20 protein-coding genes and 1 pseudogene are annotated in these 25,992 nt (G+C 70.3%); 11 read left to right on the plus strand and 10 right to left on the minus strand.

Annotated elements, in window-relative coordinates; genetic code table 11:
• Positions 1-3: 3 nt before the first annotated feature.
• Positions 4-246, minus strand: coding sequence for a hypothetical protein (locus CLM62_RS09030; protein ID WP_095749357.1), 243 nt, complete (start codon positions 244-246; stop codon positions 4-6).
• A gap of 371 nt (positions 247-617) precedes the next feature.
• Between CLM62_RS09030 and CLM62_RS09040 the strand changes: the two genes are divergently transcribed.
• From CLM62_RS09040 to CLM62_RS09055, 4 genes are all read left to right on the plus strand, one after another.
• On the plus strand, positions 618-1,724 hold the full coding sequence (locus tag CLM62_RS09040) for an NAD(P)/FAD-dependent oxidoreductase (protein ID WP_095749332.1): 1,107 nt from the start codon (positions 618-620) through the stop codon (positions 1,722-1,724).
• 45 nt (positions 1,725-1,769) lie between these two features.
• A complete protein-coding gene (locus CLM62_RS09045; protein WP_095749333.1) occupies positions 1,770-5,051 on the plus strand; it encodes an amidohydrolase family protein in 3,282 nt (1,093 codons plus the stop codon).
• 47 nt (positions 5,052-5,098) lie between these two features.
• Complete coding sequence (locus CLM62_RS09050; protein WP_095749334.1) at positions 5,099-6,001, plus strand: PhzF family phenazine biosynthesis protein; 903 nt, start codon at positions 5,099-5,101, stop codon at positions 5,999-6,001.
• A gap of 113 nt (positions 6,002-6,114) precedes the next feature.
• Positions 6,115-6,408: a hypothetical protein gene (locus CLM62_RS09055; RefSeq protein ID WP_143658980.1), complete on the plus strand. Its 294-nt coding sequence runs from the start codon at positions 6,115-6,117 to the stop codon at positions 6,406-6,408.
• A 29-nt stretch (positions 6,409-6,437) separates the two neighbouring features.
• On the opposite strand, the gene CLM62_RS09060 is transcribed toward CLM62_RS09055, so the two are convergent.
• From CLM62_RS09060 to CLM62_RS09070, 3 genes are all read right to left on the minus strand, one after another.
• Complete coding sequence (locus tag CLM62_RS09060) at positions 6,438-6,863, minus strand: nuclear transport factor 2 family protein (RefSeq protein ID WP_095749336.1); 426 nt, start codon at positions 6,861-6,863, stop codon at positions 6,438-6,440.
• An 84-nt stretch (positions 6,864-6,947) separates the two neighbouring features.
• Positions 6,948-7,466, minus strand: coding sequence for a GNAT family N-acetyltransferase (locus CLM62_RS09065; RefSeq protein ID WP_095749337.1), 519 nt, complete (start codon positions 7,464-7,466; stop codon positions 6,948-6,950).
• A gap of 178 nt (positions 7,467-7,644) precedes the next feature.
• Positions 7,645-8,430, minus strand: a complete 786-nt coding sequence (locus CLM62_RS09070; RefSeq protein ID WP_095749338.1) for a DUF5995 family protein — start codon at positions 8,428-8,430, stop codon at positions 7,645-7,647.
• Positions 8,431-8,754: 324 nt separating this feature from the next.
• On the opposite strand from CLM62_RS09070, the gene CLM62_RS09075 reads away from it, so the two are divergent.
• The 3 genes and pseudogenes from CLM62_RS09075 to CLM62_RS51300 form a co-directional block, all read left to right on the plus strand.
• Positions 8,755-9,213 (plus strand): hypothetical protein, encoded by a 459-nt coding sequence (locus CLM62_RS09075; RefSeq protein WP_095749339.1) that lies wholly within the window; start codon positions 8,755-8,757, stop codon positions 9,211-9,213.
• The gene (locus CLM62_RS09080) at positions 9,210-11,852 is read left to right on the plus strand and encodes a tetratricopeptide repeat protein (protein WP_095749340.1); all 2,643 of its coding nucleotides are present in this window, start codon (positions 9,210-9,212) and stop codon (positions 11,850-11,852) included. Before CLM62_RS09075 ends, CLM62_RS09080 begins: the two co-directional genes overlap by 4 nt.
• A pseudogene (locus CLM62_RS51300) lies at positions 11,849-12,007 on the plus strand (transposase); the annotation flags it as partial. The gene CLM62_RS09080 and the pseudogene CLM62_RS51300, both read left to right, overlap by 4 nt.
• A 119-nt stretch (positions 12,008-12,126) precedes the next feature.
• Here CLM62_RS51300 and CLM62_RS09090 read toward each other — a convergent pair.
• From CLM62_RS09090 to CLM62_RS09110, 5 genes are all read right to left on the minus strand, one after another.
• Positions 12,127-12,519, minus strand: coding sequence for a VOC family protein (locus CLM62_RS09090; protein ID WP_095749342.1), 393 nt, complete (start codon positions 12,517-12,519; stop codon positions 12,127-12,129).
• Positions 12,516-12,818, minus strand: a complete 303-nt coding sequence (locus CLM62_RS09095) for a helix-turn-helix transcriptional regulator (RefSeq protein WP_095749343.1) — start codon at positions 12,816-12,818, stop codon at positions 12,516-12,518. The genes CLM62_RS09090 and CLM62_RS09095 overlap by 4 nt, the downstream gene beginning before the upstream one ends.
• A 127-nt stretch (positions 12,819-12,945) precedes the next feature.
• Entirely contained in the window at positions 12,946-13,377 is a 432-nt protein-coding gene (locus tag CLM62_RS09100; protein WP_095749344.1) for an SRPBCC family protein, read from the minus strand.
• Positions 13,378-13,578: 201 nt separating this feature from the next.
• Positions 13,579-13,866 (minus strand): DUF3303 family protein, encoded by a 288-nt coding sequence (locus tag CLM62_RS09105; protein ID WP_095749345.1) that lies wholly within the window; start codon positions 13,864-13,866, stop codon positions 13,579-13,581.
• A gap of 114 nt (positions 13,867-13,980) precedes the next feature.
• Positions 13,981-16,893 carry a BTAD domain-containing putative transcriptional regulator gene (locus CLM62_RS09110; protein WP_095749346.1) on the minus strand — a complete coding sequence of 971 codons (2,913 nt, stop codon included), beginning with the start codon at positions 16,891-16,893 and terminating at the stop codon, positions 13,981-13,983.
• 143 nt (positions 16,894-17,036) lie between these two features.
• Here CLM62_RS09110 and CLM62_RS09115 point away from each other — a divergent pair, with 143 nt between their 5' ends.
• The gene (locus tag CLM62_RS09115; protein ID WP_095749347.1) at positions 17,037-17,402 is read left to right on the plus strand and encodes a hypothetical protein; all 366 of its coding nucleotides are present in this window, start codon (positions 17,037-17,039) and stop codon (positions 17,400-17,402) included.
• A 37-nt stretch (positions 17,403-17,439) separates the two neighbouring features.
• On the opposite strand, the gene CLM62_RS49895 is transcribed toward CLM62_RS09115, so the two are convergent.
• Positions 17,440-17,862 carry a hypothetical protein gene (locus CLM62_RS49895; RefSeq protein WP_179382019.1) on the minus strand — a complete coding sequence of 141 codons (423 nt, stop codon included), beginning with the start codon at positions 17,860-17,862 and terminating at the stop codon, positions 17,440-17,442.
• Between the two features lie 159 nt (positions 17,863-18,021).
• On the opposite strand from CLM62_RS49895, the gene CLM62_RS09125 reads away from it, so the two are divergent.
• From CLM62_RS09125 to CLM62_RS09135, 3 genes are all read left to right on the plus strand, one after another.
• Entirely contained in the window at positions 18,022-19,671 is a 1,650-nt protein-coding gene (locus CLM62_RS09125; RefSeq protein ID WP_257003751.1) for a helix-turn-helix domain-containing protein, read from the plus strand.
• Positions 19,672-19,972: 301 nt separating this feature from the next.
• Positions 19,973-21,436 carry an amino acid permease gene (locus CLM62_RS09130; RefSeq protein WP_095749349.1) on the plus strand — a complete coding sequence of 488 codons (1,464 nt, stop codon included), beginning with the start codon at positions 19,973-19,975 and terminating at the stop codon, positions 21,434-21,436.
• Positions 21,437-22,259: 823 nt separating this feature from the next.
• Positions 22,260-25,913 (plus strand): LamG-like jellyroll fold domain-containing protein, encoded by a 3,654-nt coding sequence (locus CLM62_RS09135; protein WP_095749350.1) that lies wholly within the window; start codon positions 22,260-22,262, stop codon positions 25,911-25,913.
• Positions 25,914-25,992: the final 79 nt, after the last annotated feature.

Raw genomic sequence — 25,992 nt, forward strand, 5'->3', positions numbered from 1 at the left:
GTCTCACATACGTTCGTCCTTCTTCTTCGCGGCCCTCGCCATCCAGGACCGGCAGGCCTCTCGGGCAAGCCCACCTACGGCGAGGGACACGAGAATGGCTCCCCAGTCGATGACGTGCGGCAGTCCAGGAAAGAGGGCAAAGAACGCGAGCGTCGCGACAAGCCCCACGAGGAACGCGACGATCCCGGACCGGCGTCGCCGTGTCTCATGCGCCTGGTCTGCGCCATGCCCCTGCTGCTCGATCATGACGACTCGCTTCGTGATGTGGTGGCACTGACTCACACGCCGCACCCTGTTGACGTGGAGATGGGCGCACGCCTTTCCATAACGAGGCAGCGTCCGGGGAGAGTTGTTCCGCATCGGGTCGATCTTGCACTCGCTGTGCGTCCTGCCGCGCGAGGTGCGGTAGATGCGGGTGTTGGTGTCAGCGTACGTGAAGTCGATGTACTCGAAGGTGCGGGCGTGAGGGCCCCCTCCCCGACGTGACTTCACACAATGCACACAAAGCCTGGCCAAAACTTTAGGTTTCAAGGGTTACGCTCACCGGCACTGCAGTGGCCAACGGCGGCCCCCGCCGCGGCCACTCGCTCCCCCCACGCAGGCACAGGAGACTCGTTGTGCATGACGGCGACGTAGTGGTGATCGGCGGTGGATACGCGGGCGTTCGTCTGGCGAAACGGCTGGACGGGACGGCGCGGGTCACGCTGGTGGACCGTAAGGAGATCTTCTTCCATCGCATCGCCTCCCTGCGCGCCGGCGTGCGCCCGGAGTGGACGGTGACCCCCTTCATCCCGTACGACCGGCTGTTGCGCAACGGACGCGTGGCCGTGGGCAAGGCGGTCCGTATCGACACCGCCGAGCGGCAGGTGGTGCTGGCCACGGGCGAACGGCTGCCGTACGACGTGCTGGCGATCGCCACCGGCGCCGACTACCCCGAACCGGCCCGCTTCACCGGCACCACCACCGAGGAAGCGGCCAAGACGTTCGCCGCACACCAGCAGAAGATCGCCGCCGCCGAGCACGTCCTCGTCGTCGGCGGCGGCCCCTCCGGCGTCGAGCTCAGCGCCGAGATCCGGCTGGCCCGGCCCGACGCCCGGGTCACGCTCGCCCACGACGGGCCGGCCCTGCTCCACTCCACGGGCAGCGGGCGGGCCGGGGCCAAGGCCCGCTCCTGGCTGGAGTCCCACGGCGTGGAGGTCCGGCTCGACTCCTTCATGTCCCCCGGCAACGACTTCGGCACCTACCGCGACGCCCGGGGCAACATCGTCGACGCCGACGTCTCCTTCTGGGCGACGGGCACCACCCCCAACACGCTCTGGCTGCGGCTGGCCGGGCACGGCGACTGGCTGAACCCGGCCGGGCACATCAAGGTCGACCGCACGCTGCGGGTCGAGGGGAAACAGGACGTGTTCGCGGTCGGCGACGTGAACGACGCCACCGAGCTCAAGATCACCCCCGCCGCGCTCGCCCAGGCGGACCTCGCCGCCCACAACATCCGCGTCTACCTGCAGAGTTCCGGCAAGCACCGCAGGGAGCCCCGCTTCTACCGGCCGATCCATCGCCTCCCGCTCATCGTGCCGTTCGGCTCGGCCGACGGAGTGACCGTCGTGCCCGTGCCGGGCGGGGAGAGCGCGGTCCTCGGCGGCCGTACCAGCACCTTGGCCAAGGCGAAGACCCTCATGACGCCGTACATGAGGCGCCAGCTCGGATATACGGCGGCCTGAGGCGCCGTTGAGCCAGGGGTGGTTGGTGCGCCAGTCTGTACGTCCATGGACCGTGACTGGAGCACATCCTTCCGTACCTCCTTCCGTCCCTCGTTCCCTTCCTCCTTCCGTCCGACGCGCCGTCAACTCCTCGCCGCCGCAGGCGCCGTACCGCTCGTGGGTCCGCTCGTCGGCGCGGCAGCAGCCCCCGCGGCCCCCGCGACCGCACACCCCCGTACCGGCGCCCTCTCCCTCACCTTCACCCGCGCCACCAACGGCTCGGCGACCCTCGCCCCCGCCGGCGACCACCTGGTCGCCGAGGTGCAGAGCGTCCTGTGGTCCCTGCCCCGCGCCGGCGGCACGGCCCGCCCCCTGACCCCGGCGGACCTCGAACCGGGCCGCCCCACGCACGCCCCGGACGGCGCTCTCATCGCCTTCTGCGCCTACCGGGGCGGCGGCTTCCACCTCTGGACCGTGCGCCCCGACGGCTCCGGCCTGCGGCAGCGCACCGACGGCCCCTGGGACGACCGCGGCCCGGCCTGGTCCCCCGACGGCACCCGCCTCGCCTTCGCCTCCGAACGCGGCGGAGACCCCGTCGACGGCAGCCCGTACCGCATCCACGTCCTCGACCTGCGCACCGGCCGGATCGCTCGCGTCACCGGCCTCCCCGGTCAGGACGGCCCCTTGCAGGACGGCCCGTGGGAGGACTTCGACCCCACCTGGTCACCGGACGGCACCCGCGTCCTGTTCGTCCGCGCGAAGACCGTCACCACACCGCAGGGCGTGAGCCTGGAAGCCCGTACGATCGCCGCCGTCCCCGCCGACGGCACCGGCCCGGTCGCCGTACGGCACACCGAGACCGAGGCCGCGCAGGTCATGACCCCCGCCCTCGCCCCCGACGGCAGCCTGGCGTACCTGCGCACCACGGCCTCCCCGAACGGCTCCTGCACCCTCGTCGTCGACGGCCGCCCCGTCCCGGTCGGCGGAGGCACCGGAGGCACCGGAGGCACCGGAGCCACCGGAGACATTGCCCCGGTGCCCCCGCGCTGGACCCCGGCGGGCGAACTGCTCCTGACGGTCGACGGCGCCTTCACCCTCGTACGACCGGACAGACCCGACGACGACCCGGAGACCATCCCCTTCGAGGGTGTGCTGCCCGTGCGGCGGCCGCGGTACGAGACCAAGCAGTACGACCTCGCAGACGCCCGCGCCCGCCCGGTGCGCGGCATCCACCTGCCCGCGCTCTCACCCGACGGCCGGCAGATCGCCTTCGCGGCGCTCAACTCCCTCTGGCTGGTGAGCAGTTCGGGCGGACGTCCGAGGCGACTGCGCGGGTCGGCACCCACCCGGTACCTCCTCGCGCCCGCCTGGGCGCCCGACGGCAGGTCGCTCCTCTACGCCGACGACCGCGACGGCCTCCTCGGTGTGTACCGGCACGATCTCGCCACCGGAGACGAGACCGCGCTGGCGACCGGCGGCCGCGTCTTCCCGGCGCTGTCGCCCGACGGGCAGCGCCTCGCCTGCCTCGACCTGACCGGACGGCTCCTCGTCCGCGACCTGGCGTCCGGCGAGGAACGCGTCCTGGCCGCGCCCCTGGGCGCCGGCGGACTGCCCGGCCGCCCCAGCTGGTCGCCCGACGGCCGCCACCTCGCCCTCTGCGACCGCAACCGCCTCAACTCCCGCTTCCGGGAGGGCTACAACGTCATCCGGATCGTCGACACCACGACCGGCACCGACCGCCTCCACCTGGTGGCGCCCCACACGTCGATCGCCGACCGGTACGACTCCGGGCCCGTCTGGTCGCCCGACGGCCGCTGGATGGCGGTGATCGTCGAGTCGGCGCTGTGCCTGCTGCCGGTCGCCCCCGACGGAAGCCCGCGCGGCGACCTGCGCCCCCTCGTCACCACCGAACCGGCCGACCACCCCTCCTGGTCCGGCGACTCCCGCACCCTGCTGTACCTCTCCGGCACCCGCCTGCGCCTCGTCGACATCGACGGCGGCCCCGCCCGCACCGTCCGCGTCCCCCTCGACGCCTCCAGACCCACACCCGCCGACGTGGTGGTGCACGCCGGCCGCCTGTGGGACGGCACGGGCGAGACGGTCCGCGACGACGCCGACATCGTCGTACGCCACGGACGCATCACGGCGGTGGAACCCCACCGCGCGACCCGACGGGCCACCCTCCGCCGCATCGACGCGTCGGCCCACACCGTCCTCCCTGGCCTGTGGGACACCCACACCCACCCCTGGCAGAGCACCTACGGCGGCCGCCAGACCGTCGGCCAGCTGACCTACGGCATCACCACGGCCGTCTCCCTCGGCGGCTTCGCGTACGAGCAGGCCCGCATCCGCGAGGCGGTGGCCACCGGACAGCTCGCCGGACCCCGCCTGCTGACCACCGGCGAACTCCTCGACGGGGCACGCGTCGCGTACAGCATGGCCCGCGCCCACGGGACCCGGCAGGGCCTGCGCCGCTCGCTGGAGCGGGGCGCCGCGCTGGACTGGGACTTCGTCAAGACGTACGTTCGCGCCCCCGGTTGGGTCATGGAGGAGGCCGCCCGCTTCGCCCACGAACGCCTCGGCGTCCGGACCGGAGGCCACCTGCTCTCACCCGGAGTCCAACTCGGCCAGGACGTGACGACCCACCTCCAGGCCACGCAGCGCGCCGAGTTCGGCCACGCCATCACGGCCACGGGCCGCGCGTACCAGGACGTGGTCGAGATCTACGGCGCGCGAGGCGTGGACTTCTCCCTGATCGCGACCCCGTTCACCTCGGCCCCCCTCCTCGGCGCGGACCCCGCCCTCGCCGACGACCCACGCGTCACCGTCGTGATGCCCCCCTGGGACGCGGTCGCCGTACGCCAGGCCGCCGGCACCCCACCCACACCCGCCCAACTCGCCGCCCTCCGCACGGAGACGGACATCTACCGGCGCGTGCTGGCCGCCGGCGGCCTCGTCGCCCTCGGCACGGACCAGCCCCTCGTCCCCGTCGGCCTCGCCCTCCACCTGGGCCTGCGCGCCCTGCACCGCGGCGGCCTGTCCCCGGCGCAGGCTCTGCGCACCGCGACGGTCCTGCCCGCCCGCCTCTTCGGCGTCGACGGCGACCTGGGCACCGTCGAGGAAGGCAGGCTGGCCGACCTGACGGTCGTCGACGGTGACCCGTTCACGGATTTCGCGAGCCTTGTCCGTACGGTGTCGGTCCTGAGGGGCGGAGTGCCGTACGCCACCGAGGAGTTGGTGGCTGCCTTCGAGCCGTCGGCCCGGCGTGCGACGGCGGCGGAGGAGGACTGGCTGGGGGTGGGGCGGCTGATGCGGAGGGACGGGTGCTGTGACGGGCATGGGGGCTAGCCCCCAAATACTTTGACGGGCTGTTCGGCTCCCGTTACGTTCACGCGATGCAGATTCTCCGATACACGGCGTTCACGACCGACCCGGTCGGTGGCAATCCGGCAGGAGTGGTTCTCGACGCCACCGGAGCCGACGAGGCGACGATGCTGGCGACGGCCGCGGACATCGGCTACTCCGAGACGGCGTTCCTGGTGCCGCCGTCGGAGGAAGACGGGGGTGACGGGGGAGACGGCGGAGACGGGGAAGGCGGGGGAGACAGGGACAAGGGCGAATTCGGCATTCGTTACTTCAGCCCGCGCGCGGAGGTGCCGTTCTGCGGACATGCCACCATCGCCATGGCGGTCGCCCACGCCGAGCGCCATGGTGTCGGCACGCTGCGGCTGAGCACCAAGGCGGGCCCGGTCACCGTCACCACCCGCACCACGGAGGACGGTCCGGTCGTCGCGACGCTGGTGAGCGTCGCACCGCGTACGGCGCCGATTCCCGCCCCCGTCCTGGCCGAACTGCTCGCCGCTCTGCGCTGGTCGGCCGACGAACTGGACCCCGGCCTGCCGCCACGCGTGGCATACGGCGGCGCCTGGCACCCGATCATCGCCGCCGCCGGCCGCGAACGGCTGGCCGACCTGGACTACGACTTCGACGCTCTTGCCAAGCTGATGGACCGTGAGGGCTGGGTCACGGTCGACCTGGTCCATCGCGAGTCCCCGACGGTGTACCACGCGCGCAACCCCTTCCCGCCGGGCGGAGTCGTCGAGGATCCGGCCACGGGCGCGGCGGCCGCCGCCTTCGGCGGATATCTGCGGGAGCTGGGACTGGTGACTCCGCCCACCAGCTTGACGGTTCATCAGGGGTACGACATGGGACGGCCCAGCACCATCACGGTGTCGGTGCCGGCAGAGCCGGGCAGTGGTATCGCGGTGTCGGGAAGCGCTGTGCCGCTTGCGCGGTAGGACAGCCGTGGCTTGATGGCGAGGACACCCTGAGGTTCCGGGACCCCTCCCGGCACTCCCGGCGAATGCTGGTGCGGGCCAACTGCAGGGGTGAGTTCGATACGGGGCTGCGCATGCGCTACGTCGTTGCCCTGCGCGTCGTCAAGTACACCCCGCCGGATGTCAAGTCGGTCCCCGAGGAGGTCGGATGGGGCCAGTACGCCGTCGGAGAGGTCACGGTGGACGCGTTCGTCATCGATCTGAAGCGGGGGGACGTCCCATGCCGCTTCCGTGCGAGCGGGCAGACGGCGGATTCGGTGTTCTGGACGGAGGGCACTGCCGAAGAGGCGATCTACAAGGACATCCGCGAGTCACTCTCGATCGAGATCTACCGCATGCTCCGCAAGATGGGAGCTGGTGTGGACTGACGTGCTGTGGCCGCCGGTCGGCCTGTGGCTCAGCTTCGGGCCACAGGCGTGATGTGGCTCAGCACGCACAGCCAGCGACCGTCTCGTTTCACGAACACGTCGGTCGTCCACTCGTCCGCGTCGTAACGCGTGCCTTGGTAGTGGGCTGTGTTCGTCACGCGGCCGGTGAGCACCGCCGCATCGTTGTAGACGCGAATCCTGGGTGGCGTGACGAGGTCCATCGCCGAGTGGGTCAGCTCCCCGGACTCGACGAGGGAGAGGAACTGCTCCTTCGAGGCGACGCCCGACTCGGAAACGATCACCCACTCGTCGGCCATGAAGCCGGCGATTCGCACAGGGTCATTGGCGACGATCGAAGCAGCCCAGTCCTTCACCAGGCCGATCAATCGAGCGTCTGCCGCGTCTGCCGCGTCTTCGCCTGGCGCCCGCGGGTCCGAATGAGGTTCTTCGTCCACGTCCCGACCGTAACCGCGCCAGGCCGGCTCGGCGAGCGCGGTCAGGGCAACCGCGTAATGGTCAAGACCTGTGGATCGCTGAAGTCATCGTCCGATGCTCCCGTGCCATCGGATCTCGCCTTCCTGCCATGCGTCGGTGGGTGCGAGTCCGGCGGCAGCGGCGACGGCGGCAGATGCCCGGTGTTCGGGGTGGATGTGGGCGATGACGGTGTGCACCGGCTGCCGGCTGAGCCAGGCGACGAGTCCTTGGGCTGCTTCGGTGGCGATGCCTCTTCCCTGCCACGGCGTCCCCACCACCCAGGCGATCTCGGCGACGAGTCCGTGAGCGGAGCGGCTGACCGTCGCCTGGACTGTGCCCGTGAGGCAGGACTTGTCACGGAGCCGGATCACCCAGTTCAGCCAGGAGATGGCCGGATCACCAGAGCCTGCGGTCATGCGCTGGTAGCGCGAGCGCAGGGCTTGCGGGGAGTCCGGAGTGCCGCCGATGAAGGTGTGCAGGGCCGGATCGGACAGCACCACGGCCATCTCCTCGGCGTGCTCGACGCGCAGCGGCAGCAGGTCCAGCCGCCTGGTGCTGATGGCCTGGGCCGCAAGGGTGCTCACGCCGTGCCCCCCTCGGGGTGTTCGACGAGCCGGCCGCGTTCGAAGCGGGTCCCTCGGGCGTGAGCACGATGGACAGGCCGTCCTTCCGCGTCGGGTCCCCGATCACCCAACGGTCCCCGATCAACTCCAGCGGCGCCAGGTGGCGGCGCGGGCCGGGCGGGCTTCGATCCGCCGGGCGTCACCCCGTCCCCTGCCGGGCGGAGGGTTGCTCCATGGCGTGGTCCAGATGAGTGATGACGGCCGGCACGTCGTCACTCTCGGTGCTCCGGATCAGCTGCAGGGCCGGCCGGACGAGACCGCCCGGTCGCGCTGTCAACCGTGCGAGCACGGCGGCCCGGATGTCGAGCCGCTCGATGGTCGCCTCGCGCTCCTCTTCGCTCTGCCCGGCCAGCAGTACGGCGTTGTACCACGCCTCCTCGCGGGACTGACGGACACTGAAGTCGAGGATCCGCTCGTCGGTGCGGGCTCCGACCTGATCCAGCAGCGACATGAGTGGCGACAGGGCGCCGACCGAGTCCTGCACCGTCAGCGCCACCCGCGCAAGGATGTCGTTGATCAGCAGAAAGTCGCGCCGCAACGCGTGGATGGCCGCACCCGGGCTGGTCCGCGCGGCGGCGATGGCCAGGTCGAGGTTGATGTGCGCGTTCACGCCGAGGATCAGGTGCTGGACGATGACGGTGTCGGCGTCGTCGAGCAGCCCGAACGCCTCGCGCCAACAACGCGGCCCGCTCCGGTCACGCCGCCAGGCGTCGTACGCGTCGAAGTAGCGGTTGCCGAAGAGCGTGTCGAAACGGTCCATTCGGGCGCCGTCGTCGAACAGCCCACCGTGAATGGCCGTGCGGACCTCAACGGTCACCTGTCGGTACAGCGCCGCGAAATACCCGACCCGGTCACCGGCGCGGCCGGCCTCCCGCACGATCCCGGCAAGCCCGTCCACGACATCGTCGATGTTCTCTGCCGCCATGCCCAACTCCCCTCTCGCGGCCCCTCGTTCTGGCCCGCACTCTGGCTGCTGTCCGCAGTGCTGATCGCAGCCCCAGTCCTACCACCGCACACCGGGGAGGGTCCCCGCCCTGCAGGAACCGGGACGGGAGCCCCGCTCGTAGCTAGGGTGCCCGGGTGCCTCTGGTGAATCTGCGTCATTCAGTTCGCGCTCCCTGGCCCTGACGCCGCTGAGCCGGCGCTGACGGGTGTCACAGATCACTGCGCGTCGAAGGTGCTGGGAAGCGTGGTGGCAATCGGGTATAGGTTTTCGAGTGTCGGAGTAACGGAGGGGGCGGTCCGAGCAATGGATCCTGTGTCGCTTGTCGTCGCGGCGGTGGTGGCCGGTGCGACGGCCGGGCTGAAGGAGCAGGCGCAGTCGGCCGTGCGCGATGCGTACCTGGGATTGAAGAACCTGATCGTGCAGCGGCACGGGGTCGAGGTCGGCGCGGTGGAACGGCGACCCGACTCGGAAGCCAAGCAGGAGTCGTTGCGGGAGGATCTCGCCGACGCTGGCGTCGGCGAGGACGCCGAGGTACTCGGGGCGGCGCACGAGGTGGTCAAAGCCGTGCGTGAGCACGATGCGGCCGCTGCGAGGGCGGTCGGTGTCGACCTGAACGACGTCGATGCCGAGCTCATCAGGATCGTCAACGTGAAGGTTCGCGGCGACGCGACCGGCGTCGACCTCGATCGCGTGAGGACGCGGGGCGGCATCGTCATCGAGGGCATCCAGGTCGACGGAGGTGATTCCCCCGCCCACCCTTGACAGCGGCCGGTCCGGCCCCGTTCGCCGCACCCTCACTGGGGTTTCGCGACATCGAAGCCGGCCGCGACATCATCGTCACCGTTCACCAGCAGTTCACGGCGCCACCGCCGTTGCGGCCGGAGGAGAGCTGGCCCAAGCGGGTCGGAGCGGTGCCGCCGGCGGCTGAATGCTTCCGGGAGCGGGCCGTCGCGGCGGACCTGGACGCCGGTGGGGCCGTGGTGCTGGTCGGGTACAGCGGTGCGGGGAAGACCCAGCTGGCCGCCCGGCACGCCGAGCGGCTGTGGGACGCCGGTGAGCTCGACCTGCTGGTGTGGATCACCGCCGGCTCGCGGGACGCGATCCGGCTCGGCTACCTCGCTGCCGCCAAGGCGCTGAACGAAGAAGCCGCAGGCGACGAAGCGGTCGAACGCTTCCTGACCTGGTTGACCGAGACACCCCGACGGTGGCTGATCGTGTTCGACGATCTGTCCACGGTGGACGACCTGCGTGACCTGTGGCCGCCCCGGCACGGGCGGACCGTGGTGACCACCAGCCTCAAGGACGTCGATGCGTTCGGCGAGGACGTGCACGTGGCGTTCGTCGGTGGGTTCGACGACCAGGAAGCCGTGGAGTACCTGCACGAACGGCAAGACGGAAGTCCCCATCGGACCGTAGGCGCGGCGGAACTCGCGAGTGAGCTGGGACGATTCCCCCTCTTGCTGGCGCACGCCGCGAACTACGTGGCGAGCCGTGACACGACGTACGCCGAATACCATCGCCTGTGGTCGGCTCGCTACGAGCAGGTCGCCCCTCGGCACGAGTGGCTCGCGCGTACCTACATGCCGCTGCGGCCCGGCTTCGCATTCCACATCCCCGTGGTGGCCGCGTGTTCGTTGTTGCTCGACCTCGCGAGCGGGCTGACCCGTCCGGTGCTGGACCTGGCCTCGCTGGTGGACGGCGGCGCCATTCCCCTGGCGTTCTTCGGGACCTCGGCCGTCACGCGGCACCTCACTGCCGGCCAGGGCAGAACCGTCGACGCGAACGACGTCCGAAGCGCGCTGGCCCAGGCGCACGGCTTGGGCCTCGCCACGATCGACGCGCATCGGATGCTCCGGCTGGACCCCTGGATGCGACGCGTCCTCCTGGAGTACCAACAGATCGCCGTCCTCGACGAGCGGGCCAGGAACACGCCGAACGACTGGGTCTCGCCGCGGCCGGACCGGCCCGACATGGGTGAGCGCGCGGCAGGCGACGCCCTGGTGGAAGCGTGGCCGGGCGCGCGCAGCGACCCCGTGGGCAGCCAGGTGTTCTTCGCGGCCGCGATGGCCCTGCGTGGCTGGGCCGACGGACAATTCTGGCTCAACGGCGGGCACCCGGTGCTGATCCGAGCCGGAACGGCGCTCAAGGACGCCGGCCTGCTCGGCCCCGCCGCTGTCTACTTCGAGTACCTGCACGGCATGGCGCACAGCCGACTGGGCGAAGACCACCACGAAACCCGGAGCATCCACGGCCACCTCGTGACCGTGCGCAGCTTGATCGTGCGCGGTGACGCCACCGAGCTCCAGGAACTGCTGGCGGAACAGACCCGGACGCTGGGCCCCCGCCACCGGGAAACCCTGGCCACCCGCAGCCAGGTGGCGTTCGCCCACGCCTTGGCCACACCGGGCGATCGCGGTAACGCAGCCGAACTCGAGAACGTGCTCGCCGACCAGCGGCGCGTGCTGGGCCGCAACGACCAGGACACGCTGTTCACCCGCTACCTCCTCGGTTACCTGCGGGTGATGTCGGGCAACGTCGACGGCGGGATGAGCGACCTCAAGAAGGTGCTGAAGGACCAGCGGCGGGCGTTGGGGTTCGACCACGTCCGCACGCTGTACACCCGACAGATGCTCGCCGAGCTGCGCCTTTCCCAGGACGACACATCGGGTCTCGACAAGGTCCTGCACGAGTTGATCGAGGACCAGAAGCGGGTGCTCGGCCGTAACAGCGGGGAGACTCTGCTCACCCGGCACAACCTCGCGGTCGTCCGCTTCAAGCGCGGCGACACGGCCGAAGCCGCGACAGAGATGGAAGAAGTGCTCGCGGATTTCACGAGGGTGTACGGCGCGGACCATCGCGAGACGTTGGCGGTGCGGCGAAACCTCGCCGCCACCTACAGCAAACTCGGCGACGAAGTGGGTGCGCTGGCCGAGCTGGAACTCACGATGAACTACGCGAACCGCGTGTTCTCACCCGACGACAAGGACTTCAAGAGAATCCGTGAGCTGCTCGAGCACCATCGGCACCGCGCCTACTGGCAGGTGATGGACGAGTACGAGCGGGAATGGGGATCCGGTGAGTACCTTCTGTCGCAGATGAAGGACATCATCAGCTCTCAACATTTCCACAACGAGGCCGGCGCGATGGCGGGCTTGTGGGAATCCCTGTTGAGCGAGCACACGGCGCCGAGGGACGCGGAGGGCACGCTGTCGATCCGCCGCATCGCGGCCTGCTGGCGCGGGCTGGGCGGCAACGCGGCGGGTGCGGTGGCGGAGCTGGAGCAGATCCTGGACGGTTGCGTGGAGGCGTTGGGGTCTGAGCACCTGCTCACCCGGTTCACCCGCCGCAACCTCACCTTCTGGCGGGCGCGGGCCGGCGGGGCTGGTAGAACGCCGCGGTGACGCGACGCGAACTGAGTGACAGTGAGTGGGAGTTGGTCGAGCCGTTTGTGCCCATCGGCCGGTCCGGCCCCTGCCCGCACCACCTGCGCAGGCAGTTCGAGGTCGTCATCTGGAAGTTCCGCAGCGGGGGCCAGTGGCGGGAGATGCCAGCTCGCTGTCCTCGAACCAGTGGAAGAGGGTTTCGAGGAACTCCGCAGTCATGCCCACGCCGCCGGCGAATTCCAGGGCGAGGCCCCGGTCGCCGCAGCGGCCGAGCGCGCACGCGGGCAACTGCCTACTGCGGCTTGGTCGCGATCTGGATCAGGTTGCCGCAGGTGTCGTCGAAGACGGCGGTGGTGACCGGGCCCATCTCCAAGGGCTCCTGGGTGAAGCGGACGCCGAGACCGCGCAGGCGCTCGTACTCCGCCTTCACGTCGTCGACGGCGAACTGGGCGAGTGGGATGCCGTCCTGGATGAGCGCGTCGCGGTAGGTCTTGACGGCCGGGTGGCCGGCGGGTTCGAGGAGGAGTTCGGTGCCGTCGGGCTCGTCGGGCGAGACGACGGTCAGCCACCGGTCCTTCTCGCCCACCGGGACGTCGTGCTTCTTCACGAAGCCGAGGATCTCGGTGTAGAAGTGCTCGGCCTTGGCCTGGTCGTCGACGAAGACGCTGGTCAGGTGGATCTTCATGGGGTGCTCTTCTCTGGTCCGGATGTGTCGGGCACGGGCCATCGCTCGGTGATCCGCCGCAGTGGGGCTGTGTTCAGGTCGTGGAACTTGTAGCGGCCCTCTCGCCTGGTCTCGACGAGCCCGGCGGCCTCGAGCACGGCGAGGTGCTGGGAGACCGCCTGGCGCGAGATGCCGAGCTGGTGCTTCGTGCTCAGTCGCGAGCAGATCTCGAACAGTGTCTGTCCGGACTTCTCCGTGAGCTCGTCGAGGATGGTGCGGCGGGTGGGGTCGGCCAAGGCTTTGAAAAGGTCGTCGGCCACGACTGCAGAATAGGCAAGTCCTCACTTGCCTATCAAGTCGGTCGTGAAAGCATGACGGGAACGATCCCGTGCCGTGGCGGTACGGAGGCAGCGCCCCCCCGCACCTCACCTACCGCCTCCCTACCACTCACCGCCCTTGTTCCAGGTACTCCCTGAAATGCTCCAGATCGCTGCCGACGAGCCGTTCGATCGCGTTTGCCTGGGCGAACCCCTTCGGCCCGCCGAACGCTTCCCTGATCGTGTCGGGGTCGTACTCGAGTCGTGCCTGGACCCGGGTGTGGTTCTGGTCGAGCGGCTGCAGCGAGAAGGAACCCGTCAGCTCCGGGGCGCCCGTGGTGTGCCACTCCATCACGCGTCCCCCCTCGTGGTCGGAGACCTCGGCCTCGATCTCCCGGGCCCGGCCGCCGGTCTCGACGTCCAGGTGCGCTCGGCGCCCCGCCTCCGTACGGGCGTCGCGTACGCCTTCCACGAAGCGTGGGTAGTCCTCCATCCGGTGAAGGCTGTCCCAGGCCTCGGCGATCGGAACTCCGACGTCGACGTGCTTTTCGAGGGTGCTCATGGCTCACCTCCACGTTCGGCTCACGATGCATGGGCTTCTGCATGCATGGCCTCCTGCTTCCAGTGTGCGCCCGGCACCGACGGGCAGCAGCCGAGGCGGCCGTGGCTTGATTCGGTTGGCGTGATTGACCGTGTTCCGCCAGATCGCGATTCTGAACAGCAGACACGCCAGTAAACCTCGGCCCCGCTGCCGCGGGCTCTGCTACCGCAGGGCGGCAAGGCCCCTCTGCAGTTCGTCCAGGTTCATGACCGGCTCGAACGTGACCTCGGCGCCCATCTCCTGGAAGAACGGATCGGCGATGGCGGGCAACTCGGAGCTGTCCTTCATGTCGAACACGAGGATCATGGAGCGCCCGCCCTCAGGCGTGAAGTAGGCGGCCTCCGGCTTCAGCCGCTCGATGGCCGACTTCACCGAGTCGGGCATCGCCCCGCCCTTCGTCACCCGATTCGACATCTGGGTGTCCATCCGAGCCTTCATCATCATCCGCATCGCACGCTCTCCTCACGCACCGCGACCTGGGCGGTTCCGTCCGCGCTCGCTGGGATCCGGTGCATCGCGCTCAGCGTCACTTCCGCTGATCCCCGCGGCAACATCTGGTACGCCCTACGTGATGCCCTTGGGTGTCAGCTTCTGGCCGGCGCGGTGCGCACGGGCGCCGTGCACGTCGAGCACGGCCTGGAACTGCTCGCGCGCCTCGCGGACGCGGCCCGTCGCCAGGTAGGCGCGGCCCAGGCGGGAACGGATGTCCATCTCGAGCCAGTCGTAGCTGGGGTCGGTGAGCGGATTCAGCAACTGGTGCTGAAGGAAGGCTTGGCGGTGGAGGGCTATGGCCGCGGTCGGGTCTCCCTCGCCTCGCTCTGCCGTGCCGAGCCGGGTCAGGCTGCGCGCGCAGAGGAAGATGTCCCCGACCTGCTCACCCAGCTCGACCGCCTGACGGAACCGGATCTTGGCCTCGCGATGGTGGCCGAGGAGGAGGTGGGCGTCGGCGGCGCAGGTCAAGGTCCTGCCGAGTACGCGCGGTCTGCCGTCCGTCTCGGCGTGGGTCTGGGCGAAGGCGAAGCAGGCCAGCGCCTCCTCGTTCCGTCCCGCGAACTGGTGGGCGAGGCCGAGGATGACGAGTGCCATCGAGGCGAGCCAGTCGTTGCGCAGCCGCCGGGACAGGTCCACCGCAGCGGTGGCACGGGTGATCGCCCCGTCGCCCTCGCCCACGCTCAGGTCGACAGCCCCCAGCAGGGCGAGAGCCCGGGCCTCTTCGAACGGGTCGGTGCGGCGTCGGCTGAGGTCCAGTGCCTCGGTGACGAAGGCGCGGGCCGGCCTGTACTGGCGTTGGTATACGGCGGTGTAGGCCAGGCAGTTCCGCAGTGTGGTGGGCATCCGCCGGTCGGTGGCCTCGTCCACGTGCGCGAGTGCGATCTCCAGAGCTGTCTGGCTCTCGTGGTAGCGGCCCTGCCGTACGAAGTAGTCGGTCAGCGACTCGGCGATCCAGCAGGCGTAGTCGGCTTCGCCCACCGCCGCGGCGTACCCGACGACGTCGGCGAGCTCTCCACCGGCGGCGTCCAGCCAGGTCTCCGCGTCCTGCCAGTGAGCGAACGGTGCTTCGGTGGGCTGGGGTCCGGTGGGAAAACCGGCGGAGCCCCAGTCGCTGGTCGTCCGGGCCGCGTCCAGGTAGAGCCGGAGTACGGCGGTGCGTGCGGCGGCGGCTTCGGCGGGCATGGCCTCCGCGAGGCGTCGTGCGTGCACCCGCACCAGATCGTGCAGCCGGTAGCGGCCCGGACGCGGCTCCTGCACCAGACTCGTGTCGACCAGGCTTTCCAGGATCCGCTCGGTGTCGCGGGGCGGCCGGTCGAGCATGGTCGCCGACGTCAGCACGTCGAACTCGACCGTCGGTGCCAGACCCAGGGCACGGAACCCGCGCTGCTGCTCGGGCGCGAGTTGGTCGTACGACAGCTGGAAGGCCGTCTCCACGCTGCGGTCCCCGACACTCAGTTCGCCGAGCCGGTGCTCGTCGTCGCCCGCCATGCGGCTTACCAGGTACTCCACCGTCCAGGTGTCGCGGTTCTGCAGCCGCGACCCCGCGATGCGCAGCGCCAGCGGCAGCCCGTCGCACAGCCCGACCAGCCGCCGCGTCGCCTCCTGCTCCCTGCTCGCCCGCTCGTCTCCGATGATGTGCGTGAGCAGGGACACCGCGTCCCCGCTGTTCAGGGTCTCGAGGGTGACCCGCCGGTCGGCGTCCAGTTCGGCCAGTCGTCGCCGGCCGGCCACCAGCACCCTGCTTCCCGCTCCCGCGGGCAGCAGCGGCCGTATCTGGTCGGCGTCCAGGGCGTCGTCCAGTACGAGGAGCAGCCGTAGCGGGCTGGTCGCCGCGCGCCAGACGGCGGTGAGTTCCTCGAGGTCGCTCGGTAACTCACCCTTGGCCGCGCCGAGCGACCGCAGCAGTCGCTGCAGCGCCCGCTCCGGCGTCTGCCGCCGCTGCGTGCTGTGGGCGCGCAGGTCCACGAACAGGCAGCCGTCCGGGTACTGGGCGCTGAGTTCACGGGCCGCGCGTACGACGAGCGCGGTCTTGCCGACCCCGGCCGTACCGTCCACCGTCATGATCGAGACGGATCCGGCCGGCGACGGCGCGATCAGTTGCGCCAGTTCGGCCTCCCGTCCGATCAAGTGGCCCGCGTCGCCCGGCAGATCGTTGACCGTGCGGCGGGGCCCGGACCGGGAATCCTCATGAGCCGCACCGGGAAGAGCGGCGGAGCGCGCCGCGGCCGGACCGAGGAGACGTTCGTCGTCCTGGTGCAGCACCGCGTCGTACGTCCGGCGGAGGTCTTCGCCGGGATCGATGCCGAGCTCCTCGCGCAGGCGTCCCCGCATGTCCTGATAGGAGTTCAGGGCTTCCGCCTGGCGTCCACTGCCGTACAGAGCGCGCATCCTAAGCGCCAGCACCGACTCGTCGAGGGGATCGGACGCGGACAGCGCGGCGAGCTCGTCCAGCGTGTCGGCGGGCCGGCCGAGCAGAACCAGACACTCGAGTCTCTCCAGCCGGAGCGAGAGCCGGCGCTCCAGCAGCCGCCGCCGCTCCGCCTGTGCGCGGTGTCCCGGCAGGCCGGTCAGGGGCTCGCCACGAAACAGGGCGAGCGCCTCGGAGAACCGGTCCATCGCGGTGGTCGCGTCGCCGGAGACCTTGGCGTGCCGTGCCTCGCCGGCCCGTTCGTCCAGCTCGGTCACATCGAGCCGGACCCCGTGGCCGACGAAGCTGTACCAGCCCTTGCCGCTGCGGATCACCGACTCCGCCGGCCCGGCGCCCGCCACGTCGAGTGCCTTGCGCAGGGGGTGGATGTGGCTCGGCAGAACCTTGTGGCCCGACCCCGGCGGCCGTCCGTCCCACAGATCGTCGAGCAACTGCTCATGGCTCACCCGCGTGTCCGCACGCAGCACCAGCGCGGCGAGAACGGCCTGTCGCCGAACCGGCCCCAGGTCCAGCGGCGTTCCGTCACGCCAGGCCCTCAGCGGTCCGAGTAACGCCATCCGAAGCCGCTGAGGAGTTCCCCCGTCCACCGAGAAGCCTCCGCTCCCGTACATCACCGGAATTTCATCAGCATTGCAGCACCCCCGGCCATGGTGACGGAGACGACATCGCACAACCCGCACAACTGAGGGGAGGGGTCCCAGTGACCGAAGTGGAGTTGGTGACCACCGCGTTGGCCACAGGGGCGGCGGCCGGACTCACGAACACCGGGCGCGGAGCCGTCCACGACCTCTGCGCCGCGCTGAGAGAGGCGGTCCGACGGCGGTTGGCCGGGGGCGGCGGCAACAGCGGGTGCGGCGGTTACGGCGTACGGGTGCTGGACGCGTACGAGACGGACCCCGACGTGTGGCGGACCCGGCTGCTTCAGGTGCTGACGGCTTCCGGGGTGGAGACGGACGAGGAGATCCTCGCGGCGGCCCGCGCCGTGCTCCGCGTGGAGCGCCGGACCGGGCACATGATCGTGGAGGCCTTCGCGGCACCGGGAACGCCCGAGGGCGGCGTCCCGTAGCCGGGATGCCGCCCTCGGATGTCAGGTACCGCGCCCGTCAGCCCTGGCGGGGAGTGCCGTGGACGACGAGCTCGGTCGCGTCCAGGTACTCGCAGCCCGAGGGACCCGGGTTCTTCGCGCAGTCCACGCCGTTGTCGACGGCCTGGTTGCCGAGCATCACCAGGCGGACGTACCGGACGTTCTCGCCCGTGCCGGCCTTGAGGGGCACGGCGTTCTCCCGGCCGGTGTCGGCGGGGCCGAAGTGGCCCTCGGCGGCGGTGGTCCAGGTGGTGCCGTCCGTCGCGGTCACGGCGGAGAAGTCGGCGCCGGGGAAGCCGGAGGCGTGGCCGCTGATGCTGACCGCGACCCCGCCCACCGGGGCACCGGACGCCTCGTCGGTCACCTTGTTGACGCGCTCGTTGTGTTCGGGATCTCCGTCGAACCGCCGGCGAACCCAGGAGCGCGTGAGCAGTCCACCCAATCCGAAAGTGAGAAAGACCCCGACCAGGACCGGAGCCTGGGCCCAGATCGGCACATGCGAAAATCCACCGGACACTCCCACAGAGATGCCCTCGCGGCGCTTCGGCTACGCCCGGATAGCATCGTGGCTCCGGCGTGGCTCCCAGCAGAGGCGAAGATCATGGAACCGGCCGCGGTACCTCCACCCCCAGCAAACATCGGCCTGCGCCAGTTGCTGATGGCCCTGGGCGATTCCCTGGTGGAGGTGCAGACCGCTCCCGCCGGGCTGGACGTCGAGATCCGCGGCGTCTCCCTGCTCGACCCCGAGGACCCGCCGACCGCCCAGCCGGGCGAGCTGGTGCTCGTCATCGGGGCCCGTGGCCGAGCCGCCCATCCCGCGCTGCGGGCCGCCGGGCGGGACGGGGCCGCCGCCGTCGTGGTCAAACTGGACGGTCCCGGCCAGGCCGAGGCCCTCAGCGAGACCGCCGCCGAGGCCGGGGTCGCCCTGCTGTCGTTGCGCAGCGAGGCACGCTGGGAACAGGTGAACGCGCTGGCCCGCGCCGCCCTCGACGACGCACCGCCGGGCCACGCCGGCGAAGGGGCCGAGGAAGGCGACCTGTTCTCGCTCGCCCAGACCACCGCCATCCTCACCAGCGGCATCGTCAGCATCGAGGACGCCGCCAACCGGGTGCTGGCCTACTCCCGCTCCACCGACTCCGACGAGATCGACGACCTGCGGCGGCGCTCCATCCTCGGCTGGCAGGGACCGGAGGCGTATCTGGCGAAGCTGCGCGAGTGGGGCGTGTTCCAGCACCTGCACTCCAGCGACGAGGTGATCAGCATCGACAGCCACCCCGAGCTGGGCATCCGCCGCCGGCTCGCGGTGGCCATCCGGTCCGGGGACCGGCAACTGGGGACCATCTGGGTGCAGGAGGGCTCGACGCCGCTGTCCGAACGCTCGGACCAGGCGCTGCTGGGTGCCGCCCGGGTCGCCGCGCTGCACCTGGTGCGCCGCCGCCGGGAGCTCTCGGAGGACCTGACGCTCACCCGGACCCTGCTGGCCGGCCTGCTGGAGGGGAGCACCGGGCCGCAGCCGCTGGCCACCCACCTCGGATTCGACGCGACCCGCCCGGCCGCCGTCCTGGGCTTCTCGTACGGGAACACAGAGGTGTACGGGACGCCGGAAACCGTCGCCGCGCCCGAGCTGACCCACACCGAGGTCACCAACCTGGTCTCCGTGCACATCGCCGCCCGGCACCGCAGCGCACTGGTCACCCAGGTCGATCCCCGTATCTACGTGCTCCTGCCCCAACTGCCCCGCAGCATCGACATAGACACGATGCGCGGCTGGGGCCAGGAGATCACCGACGCCGTACGCCGCCACCTGGGCCTGCCGCTGCGCGGCTCGGTCGGTTGCGTGGTGCCCGGACTCGGGGACGTCCCCGAGTCACGCCGGGAGGCCGACCGCATCCTCGACGCCATGGCGGGGGCGGACGTGTCCACCGCGGTCGCCGCGCTGCCGGACATCCAGGCGGAAGTGCTGGTCAGCGAAGTACTCACGCTGCTTTCCGCCCATCCCGAGATACGGGACCCACGGCTGACCGCCCTCGTCGAGCACGACAGCCGGCACCAGGGCCGCCTGGCCGAGTCCCTGCTGACGTACCTGAACTGCTTCGGTGACGTACGGGCGGCCGCCGCCCAGTTGCATGTGCACCCCAACACGCTGCGCTACCGCATGCGCCGGGCCGAGGAGCTGACCGGTCTCGACCTGAGCCGGCCCGACCAGCGTCTGCTGGCCATGCTCCAGCTGCGGCTGCCGCCCAGCGGCTGATCCCGGTTCGCGGCTGCCCCCGACCGGTCGACCCCGGTTCCGCATTGGCCGGTCGTACAGCCATCGAGGGCGAGTTTGTTCAGCTTTCACAAACACGTAGCCCCGTGACCCCCCATACGCTTGCGCAAATCCATTTCCGCAAGTGATGTGACCCACCTCCCACGAGGAGACGCTTCCGGGAATCGGCAGTGCCCTGACCGCACCTCCCGCGCATGCCCGGCCCGCTCTTCCCCCGCCACCGAGGCGATCCGGGCAACCACGCCCCCGCACGGCACTCCCCAACCACCCAATGGATGTCGACATGACTACACGTCCCCCTGACTCTCTGGCCTCTGACACCGCTCCGCCCACCAGTGGTCAGCCTCCGGAGCAGCAGGCAGGTCTCCAGGCCGGTCTCAAGAACCGCCATCTGTCCATGATCGCCATCGGCGGCGTGATCGGCGCCGGCCTCTTCGTGGGCTCCGCCTCCGGTATCGCCGCCGCCGGGCCCGGCATCCTGCTGTCGTACGCGCTGGTCGGCGCCCTGGTCGTCTTCGTGATGCGGATGCTCGGCGAGATGGCCGCGGCCAACCCGACCTCCGGCTCCTTCTCCGCCTACGCGGACCGCGCGCTGGGCCGCTGGGCCGGGTTCTCGATCGGCTGGCTGTACTGGTTCTTCTGGGTCGTCGTGCTCGCCGTGGAGGCGACCGCGGGTGCCGTGATCCTGGAAGGGTGGGTGCCGGCCGTACCGCAGTGGGCCTGGGCGCTGATCGTGATGACGGTCCTCACCGCCACCAACCTCGTTTCGGTCGGCTCCTTCGGCGAGTTCGAGTTCTGGTTCGCCGGCATAAAGGTCGTCGCCATCGCGGGCTTCATCCTCCTCGGCGTCCTGGCGATCTTCGGAGTGCTGCCCGGCTCCGACAACGCCGCGACGGGCTTCGGCAACCTCACCGAACACGGCGGCTTCCTGCCGAACGGGCCCGGAGCGATCCTCACCGGCATCCTGCTGGTCGTCTTCTCCTTCATGGGCAGCGAGATCGTCACCCTCGCCGCCGGTGAGTCCGCGGACGCGCAGCGCGCGGTCGCCAAGGCCACCAGGAGCGTGATCTGGCGGGTCGGCATCTTCTACGTCGGCTCGATCCTCGTCGTCGTCGCGCTGCTGCCGTGGAACGACCCGGCGATCGAGAAGAAGGGCTCGTACGTCGCGGCCCTGGACTCGATCGGCATCCCGCACGCCGGCGAGATCATGAACTTCATCGTGCTGACCGCCGTACTGTCCTGTCTCAACTCCGGCCTTTACACCGCCTCCCGGATGGCCTTCTCCCTCGGGCAGCGCGGCGACGCCCCGCAGTCCTTCGTACGGACGAACGCGCGAGGTGTCCCACAGCCCGCGATCCTGGCCTCCGTCGCCTTCGGCTTCGTGGCGGTCGGCTTCAACTACCTGTGGCCGGACACGGTGTTCCAGTTCCTGCTGAACTCCTCGGGCGCGGTCGCGCTGTTCGTCTGGCTGGTCATCTGCTTCTCGCAACTGCGGATGCGGGGCATCATCCTGCGCGAGAACCCGGAGAAGCTGGTCGTCCGGATGTGGCTGTTCCCGTATCTGACCTGGGCGACGATCGCGATGATCTCGTTCGTGCTCGTCTACATGCTCACCGACGACAAGGAGGGCGGTGGCCGGAGCCAGGTGCTGCTCTCCGTGCTCGTGGCCGCACTGGTGATCGCGGTCTCGCTGGTCCGGGAGCGGATGCGGCCGAAGACCACGGAGGAGGCGGTCGCGTCGCGGTAGGCGCTGCGCTGCCGACTGCCTGCCGTATGTACGGCCTTCAGGCTCCCCGTCTTCTTCGGCGGGGAGCCGACGCCTGGGACATCAGCACTGAGTCCCGGGCACTAACCTCCTCCCGCACAACCCGCAGCGCCCGCTCGTCAACACGGCCGAATGGGAAGAGCACCAGGCGGGCGATTTCCCGGGGCCGGGCGCGCCGATGACGCCGGCCGAGATGGAGCACAGCACCGAACGGGTCATCGGAGTACGTCTGCCCTTGACCCCGCCGCCCGAAGGCGCGCCCACACTGCTCCGCCGCCTGTGCCACCGCAACTTCCGGCAAGCCGACCGCTACCGCGACAGCCGAGTCTTCATCGCCGGCGACGCCGCACAGGTAAGCCACGGGCCGACCCACCGACGACGGACACACGCGGCGCCTTGCCGGGCTCCTGCGCGACGCCCGCCCCCATCGCTTTTCCTGCGGCGAGGGACGCCGCGTTGCCAAGGCTGACGCAAAGTCTTGACCACCATACCCACCTGCCCCTACGGTCTCGCCGACACTGCGAACCACGTTCGAAAAGCCGAACAATTGGGCCGAGTTGAGAGAACCCGTGCGGTCCCGCCGCAGGGCGGTGCCGCCTCGCCACCACCGAAGAACCGGCGCAGCCGCGCGCCGCGTTCCGCGACACCTGACCCGCCCGTGACACCTGACCCGCCCGTTACGCCTGACCGCCCGTTACGCCTGACCACCCGTGACACCTGACCACCCGGTCGGCCCCCGCCAACCGGCAAGAGCCGCTGTGGACGCTGTCGAACCGGTTCGACAGTTTCCTGAAAGGACGTCACCATGCCATCCCCTGACGCAACCGCCCGGCGCAGAGCCCCGGCCGCCGTGGCGCTGGCCGTCGGCGCGGGCCTGCTGGCCGTGCCGGCCGTCCCCGCGCAGGCGGCGGACACGCCCCAGCCCACCGCCCGTTACACCTTCGACCAGGACGACCTCGCCTCCGGGAAGATCACCGACAGTTCCGGCAACGGTCTGACGGCGAGCCTGGTGAACGGCTCCACCGCCCAGTCCGTCGAGGGCACGGGCGGAGGCAAGGCGCTCGCGCTACCCGGCGGGGCACCCGACTCCAACGGCGCGTACGTCCGCCTCCCCCGCGAAATCCTCGGCGACGCGGCCGACTTGACGGTCTCCGCCCGCGTGAAGTGGGGCGACGACAAGTCGTCCTGGCAGCGGATCTTCGATCTGGGCACCAACAACACCAAGTACCTCTTCACCACCCCGTCGAACAACGGCGGTGTGCTGCGCACGGCCGTGACCACCGGCGGAGGGGGCGCGGAAGCACAGGTCAGCGGGTACGCGGAGCTTCCCGCGAACCAGTGGCGTACCGTCACCGTCACCCTCGACAGCACCGCCCACCGGGTCACCACCTACCTCGACGGCGCGGCGGTCTCCTCCGCCGCGACCGACGTCAAGGCCAGGGAACTGCTGGACAGTTCGGCCACGGCCGCCGGTTACATCGGCAAGTCCTTCTGGCCGGACCCGCTGCTCAAGGGCGCGATCGACGACTTCACCGTGTGGCACTCGGCGCTCAGCCCCGAGCAGGTGGCCGGCACGGTGGGGACCGTGCCCGCCCTCCAGCAGCTCTCGAAGACGTCCTTCGACGTCCGTACGACGACCGGGACCGCTCCCTCCCTCCCCGCCGCCGTCCGCTCCTCCTACTCCGACGGCTACGACCGTGACACGCCGATCACCTGGGACGCCGTAGCGCCCGAGCAGTACGAGCGGCCCGGGACGTTCACGATGGCCGGAACCGCGGCCGGACGCGCGGTGAAGGCGACCGTCACCGTGGTCCGCGAGGGCCAGCTCACCGTCGACCTCGGCTCGGACACCGGCGCCTTCCACGGCGGCGCCTCCGGCACCCTCTACGGCGTGTACGGACCGGACGTCCCCACCAACAACCTCATGGAGGGAATGGGCCTGCGCACGGTCTCCACGAAGGCGCAGGACGGCCCGCAGCACCCAGGTGCCGACGCGCTGGAGGTGGTGAAGCCGCTGGCCGACTCCACCGACGGTGACGTGTACATCTACATGACCGACATCCACCGCGGCTTCCCGTACCAGTGGCCGGGCGACACCCCCGAGGAGAAGCTCAAGCTCTACCGGGAGAAGATCGCGGCGCAGGTCGACCAGGTCCTGAAGCTGCCGAAGGAGTACCAGGACAACATCGTCTTCGTGCCGTTCAACGAGCCCGAGGGCAACATGTTCGGCACCGGCGAGTGGAGCTACAACAAGGTCAGCTGGCTGAATGACCCCGACGACTACTTCGCCGCCTGGGACGACTTCTACAAGCTCATCAAGAGCAAGATGCCCGACGCCCGCATAGCCGGCCCCAACACCAGCGTCCTGTACGACCAGGTGAAGGGCTTCCTCACACACGCCCTGGCCGCCGGCACCCTCCCGGAGGTCATCACCTGGCACGAGCTGAGCCACCCGGAGGCGGTGCGCGCGAGCGTCGCCAAGTACCGGGCATGGGAGAAGGACCTCTTCAAGGGCACCGACCGCGAAGGCACCCAACTCCCCATCAACATCAACGAGTACGCGTTCAACTACCACACCTCGGTCCCCGGCCAGATGATCCAGTGGGTGTCCGCGATCGAGGAGTCCAAGGTGGACGCCGACATCGCGTACTGGAACATCGACGGCAACCTCTCCGACTCGGCGGTGCAGTCCAACCGAGGCAACGGCCAGTGGTGGCTGCTGAACTCGTACGCCTCGATGAGCGGGCACACGGTGAAGGTGACCCCGCCGTTCCCCGGCCAGAACTACACGATGCAGGGCGTCGCCACGCTCGACGAGAAGAAGAAACAGTCCCGGCTGATCTTCGGCGGCTCCACGGGCAAGGGCCACATCACCTTCGCGGGCGTCCCGAAGAAGCTCTTCGGGGACCGCGTACACGCCTGGGTGAAGGAGATCGACTGGAGCGGGCAGGTGGGCGACAACTCCGGCCCGAAACTGCTCTCGGAACAGAACCTGAAGGTCGGTGACGACGGCACGGTCGTCGTCGACTTCGGCGACGGCGCGCTGCCGACGCTGAAGGAGTCGTCGGCGTACGAGATCGTCCTCAGCCCGGCCGGAAAGGCGACGGGCACGCAGTCGCCGCCCGTGCGCTGGCAGGGCTCGTACGAGGCGGAGGACGCCGCCCACACCGGGTCCGGCTACTCCAAGAACGGCCCCGAGGGCTCACCCCGCGACGTGTCGAAGTTCTACACCTCCGGCGGCTACGACGTGGGCGGCCTGCGCACCGGCTCGGACGTCACGCTCGACTTCACCGTGGACGTACCGCAGGACGGCACCTACGACCTGAGCGTCTTCGCCAACTCCCTCAACACCTTCGACAGGGTGAAGGACCAGGGCCCCACCAACGTCTTCCTGCGTGTGGACGGCAAGGCCGACAGCGAGCAGGAGCTGTACCTGCCGCTCGGCTACAAGTGGGTGGTCTGGGACCACACCGACACCAAGGTCCACCTCACCAAGGGCAAGCACACCCTGACGCTCGCCGCGAAGAGCGCCGACGGCAAGCGCGCCACGAAGGGCGACGCCATCGTCGACCGTCTCACCCTCTCGCTTCCGGAGGCTTCGGCGGGAACCCAGGTGTACGAGGGTGAGCTGGCCTGGCTGGGCGGCGGGGCGCGCCCCGTCTACGACCTGCCGAAGCAGGCGGCCACCGGCTCGGGCGCGGCCCGGCTCGCCAAGGGCCAGACCGCCACGTTCTGGGTCTACTCACCCGCCGACCGCGAGGCCACCCTCAAGGTCGACACCCTCGCCGGCTCGGGCGCCCGGCTGTCCGTCAACGGGCACGAGGTCCGGCGCCTGGGCAGCGGCACGAGCAGCGCGGCGGTGTCCCTCTCGGGCGGCGTCAACAAGGTGACGCTGACCGGAGGTTCGTCCACCACCCTCGTCGACCGCCTCCGGGTCACGCCGACCGAGGGCGCGCTCCCGGCGCGTACGTACGAGGCGCAGGACGCCAAGCTGGCGGGCTCGGCCACGCTCAGCCCGCTCTCCCTGGCCACCGACGGCACGGCGATCACCGGTATCGGCGGCGATCCCGGCAACGGCAACACCGCGACCTTCACCGTGGCCGCCGACCGGAGCGGCCTGTACGCGCTGCGCATCCGCTACTCCAACCCGGAGCAGTCCGAGGCCACCCACTACAACCCCGACCCGCTCGCCCGACACGCCGACATCAGCGTCAACGGCGGCGAGGCACAGCGCGTCGGCTTCCCGCACAGCTTCCACCAGAACAACTTCTGGGAGCTGACCGTCCCGGTCCACCTGAAGAAGGGACAGAACACGATCGCCCTCCGCTCCGAGGAACTGCCGAACTTCGACGGCACGACGTACGCCTCGGACACCTTCCCGGGCGTACTGCTCCGGTCCCGCTACGCGCCGCTGATCGACCGGATCACTGTGGCGCCGTATGCGCGGCAGGTGCGATGAGCCACTAACCGCCACCACCGGCGGCGGCCGCCGCCGGTGCCGTAGGAACGTGCCCGGGTCCGTCGAGTTCGGCGGACCC

The sequence above is a fragment of the Streptomyces sp. SA15 genome, from assembly GCF_002291145.1.
Lineage (GTDB): Bacteria > Actinomycetota > Actinomycetes > Streptomycetales > Streptomycetaceae > Streptomyces.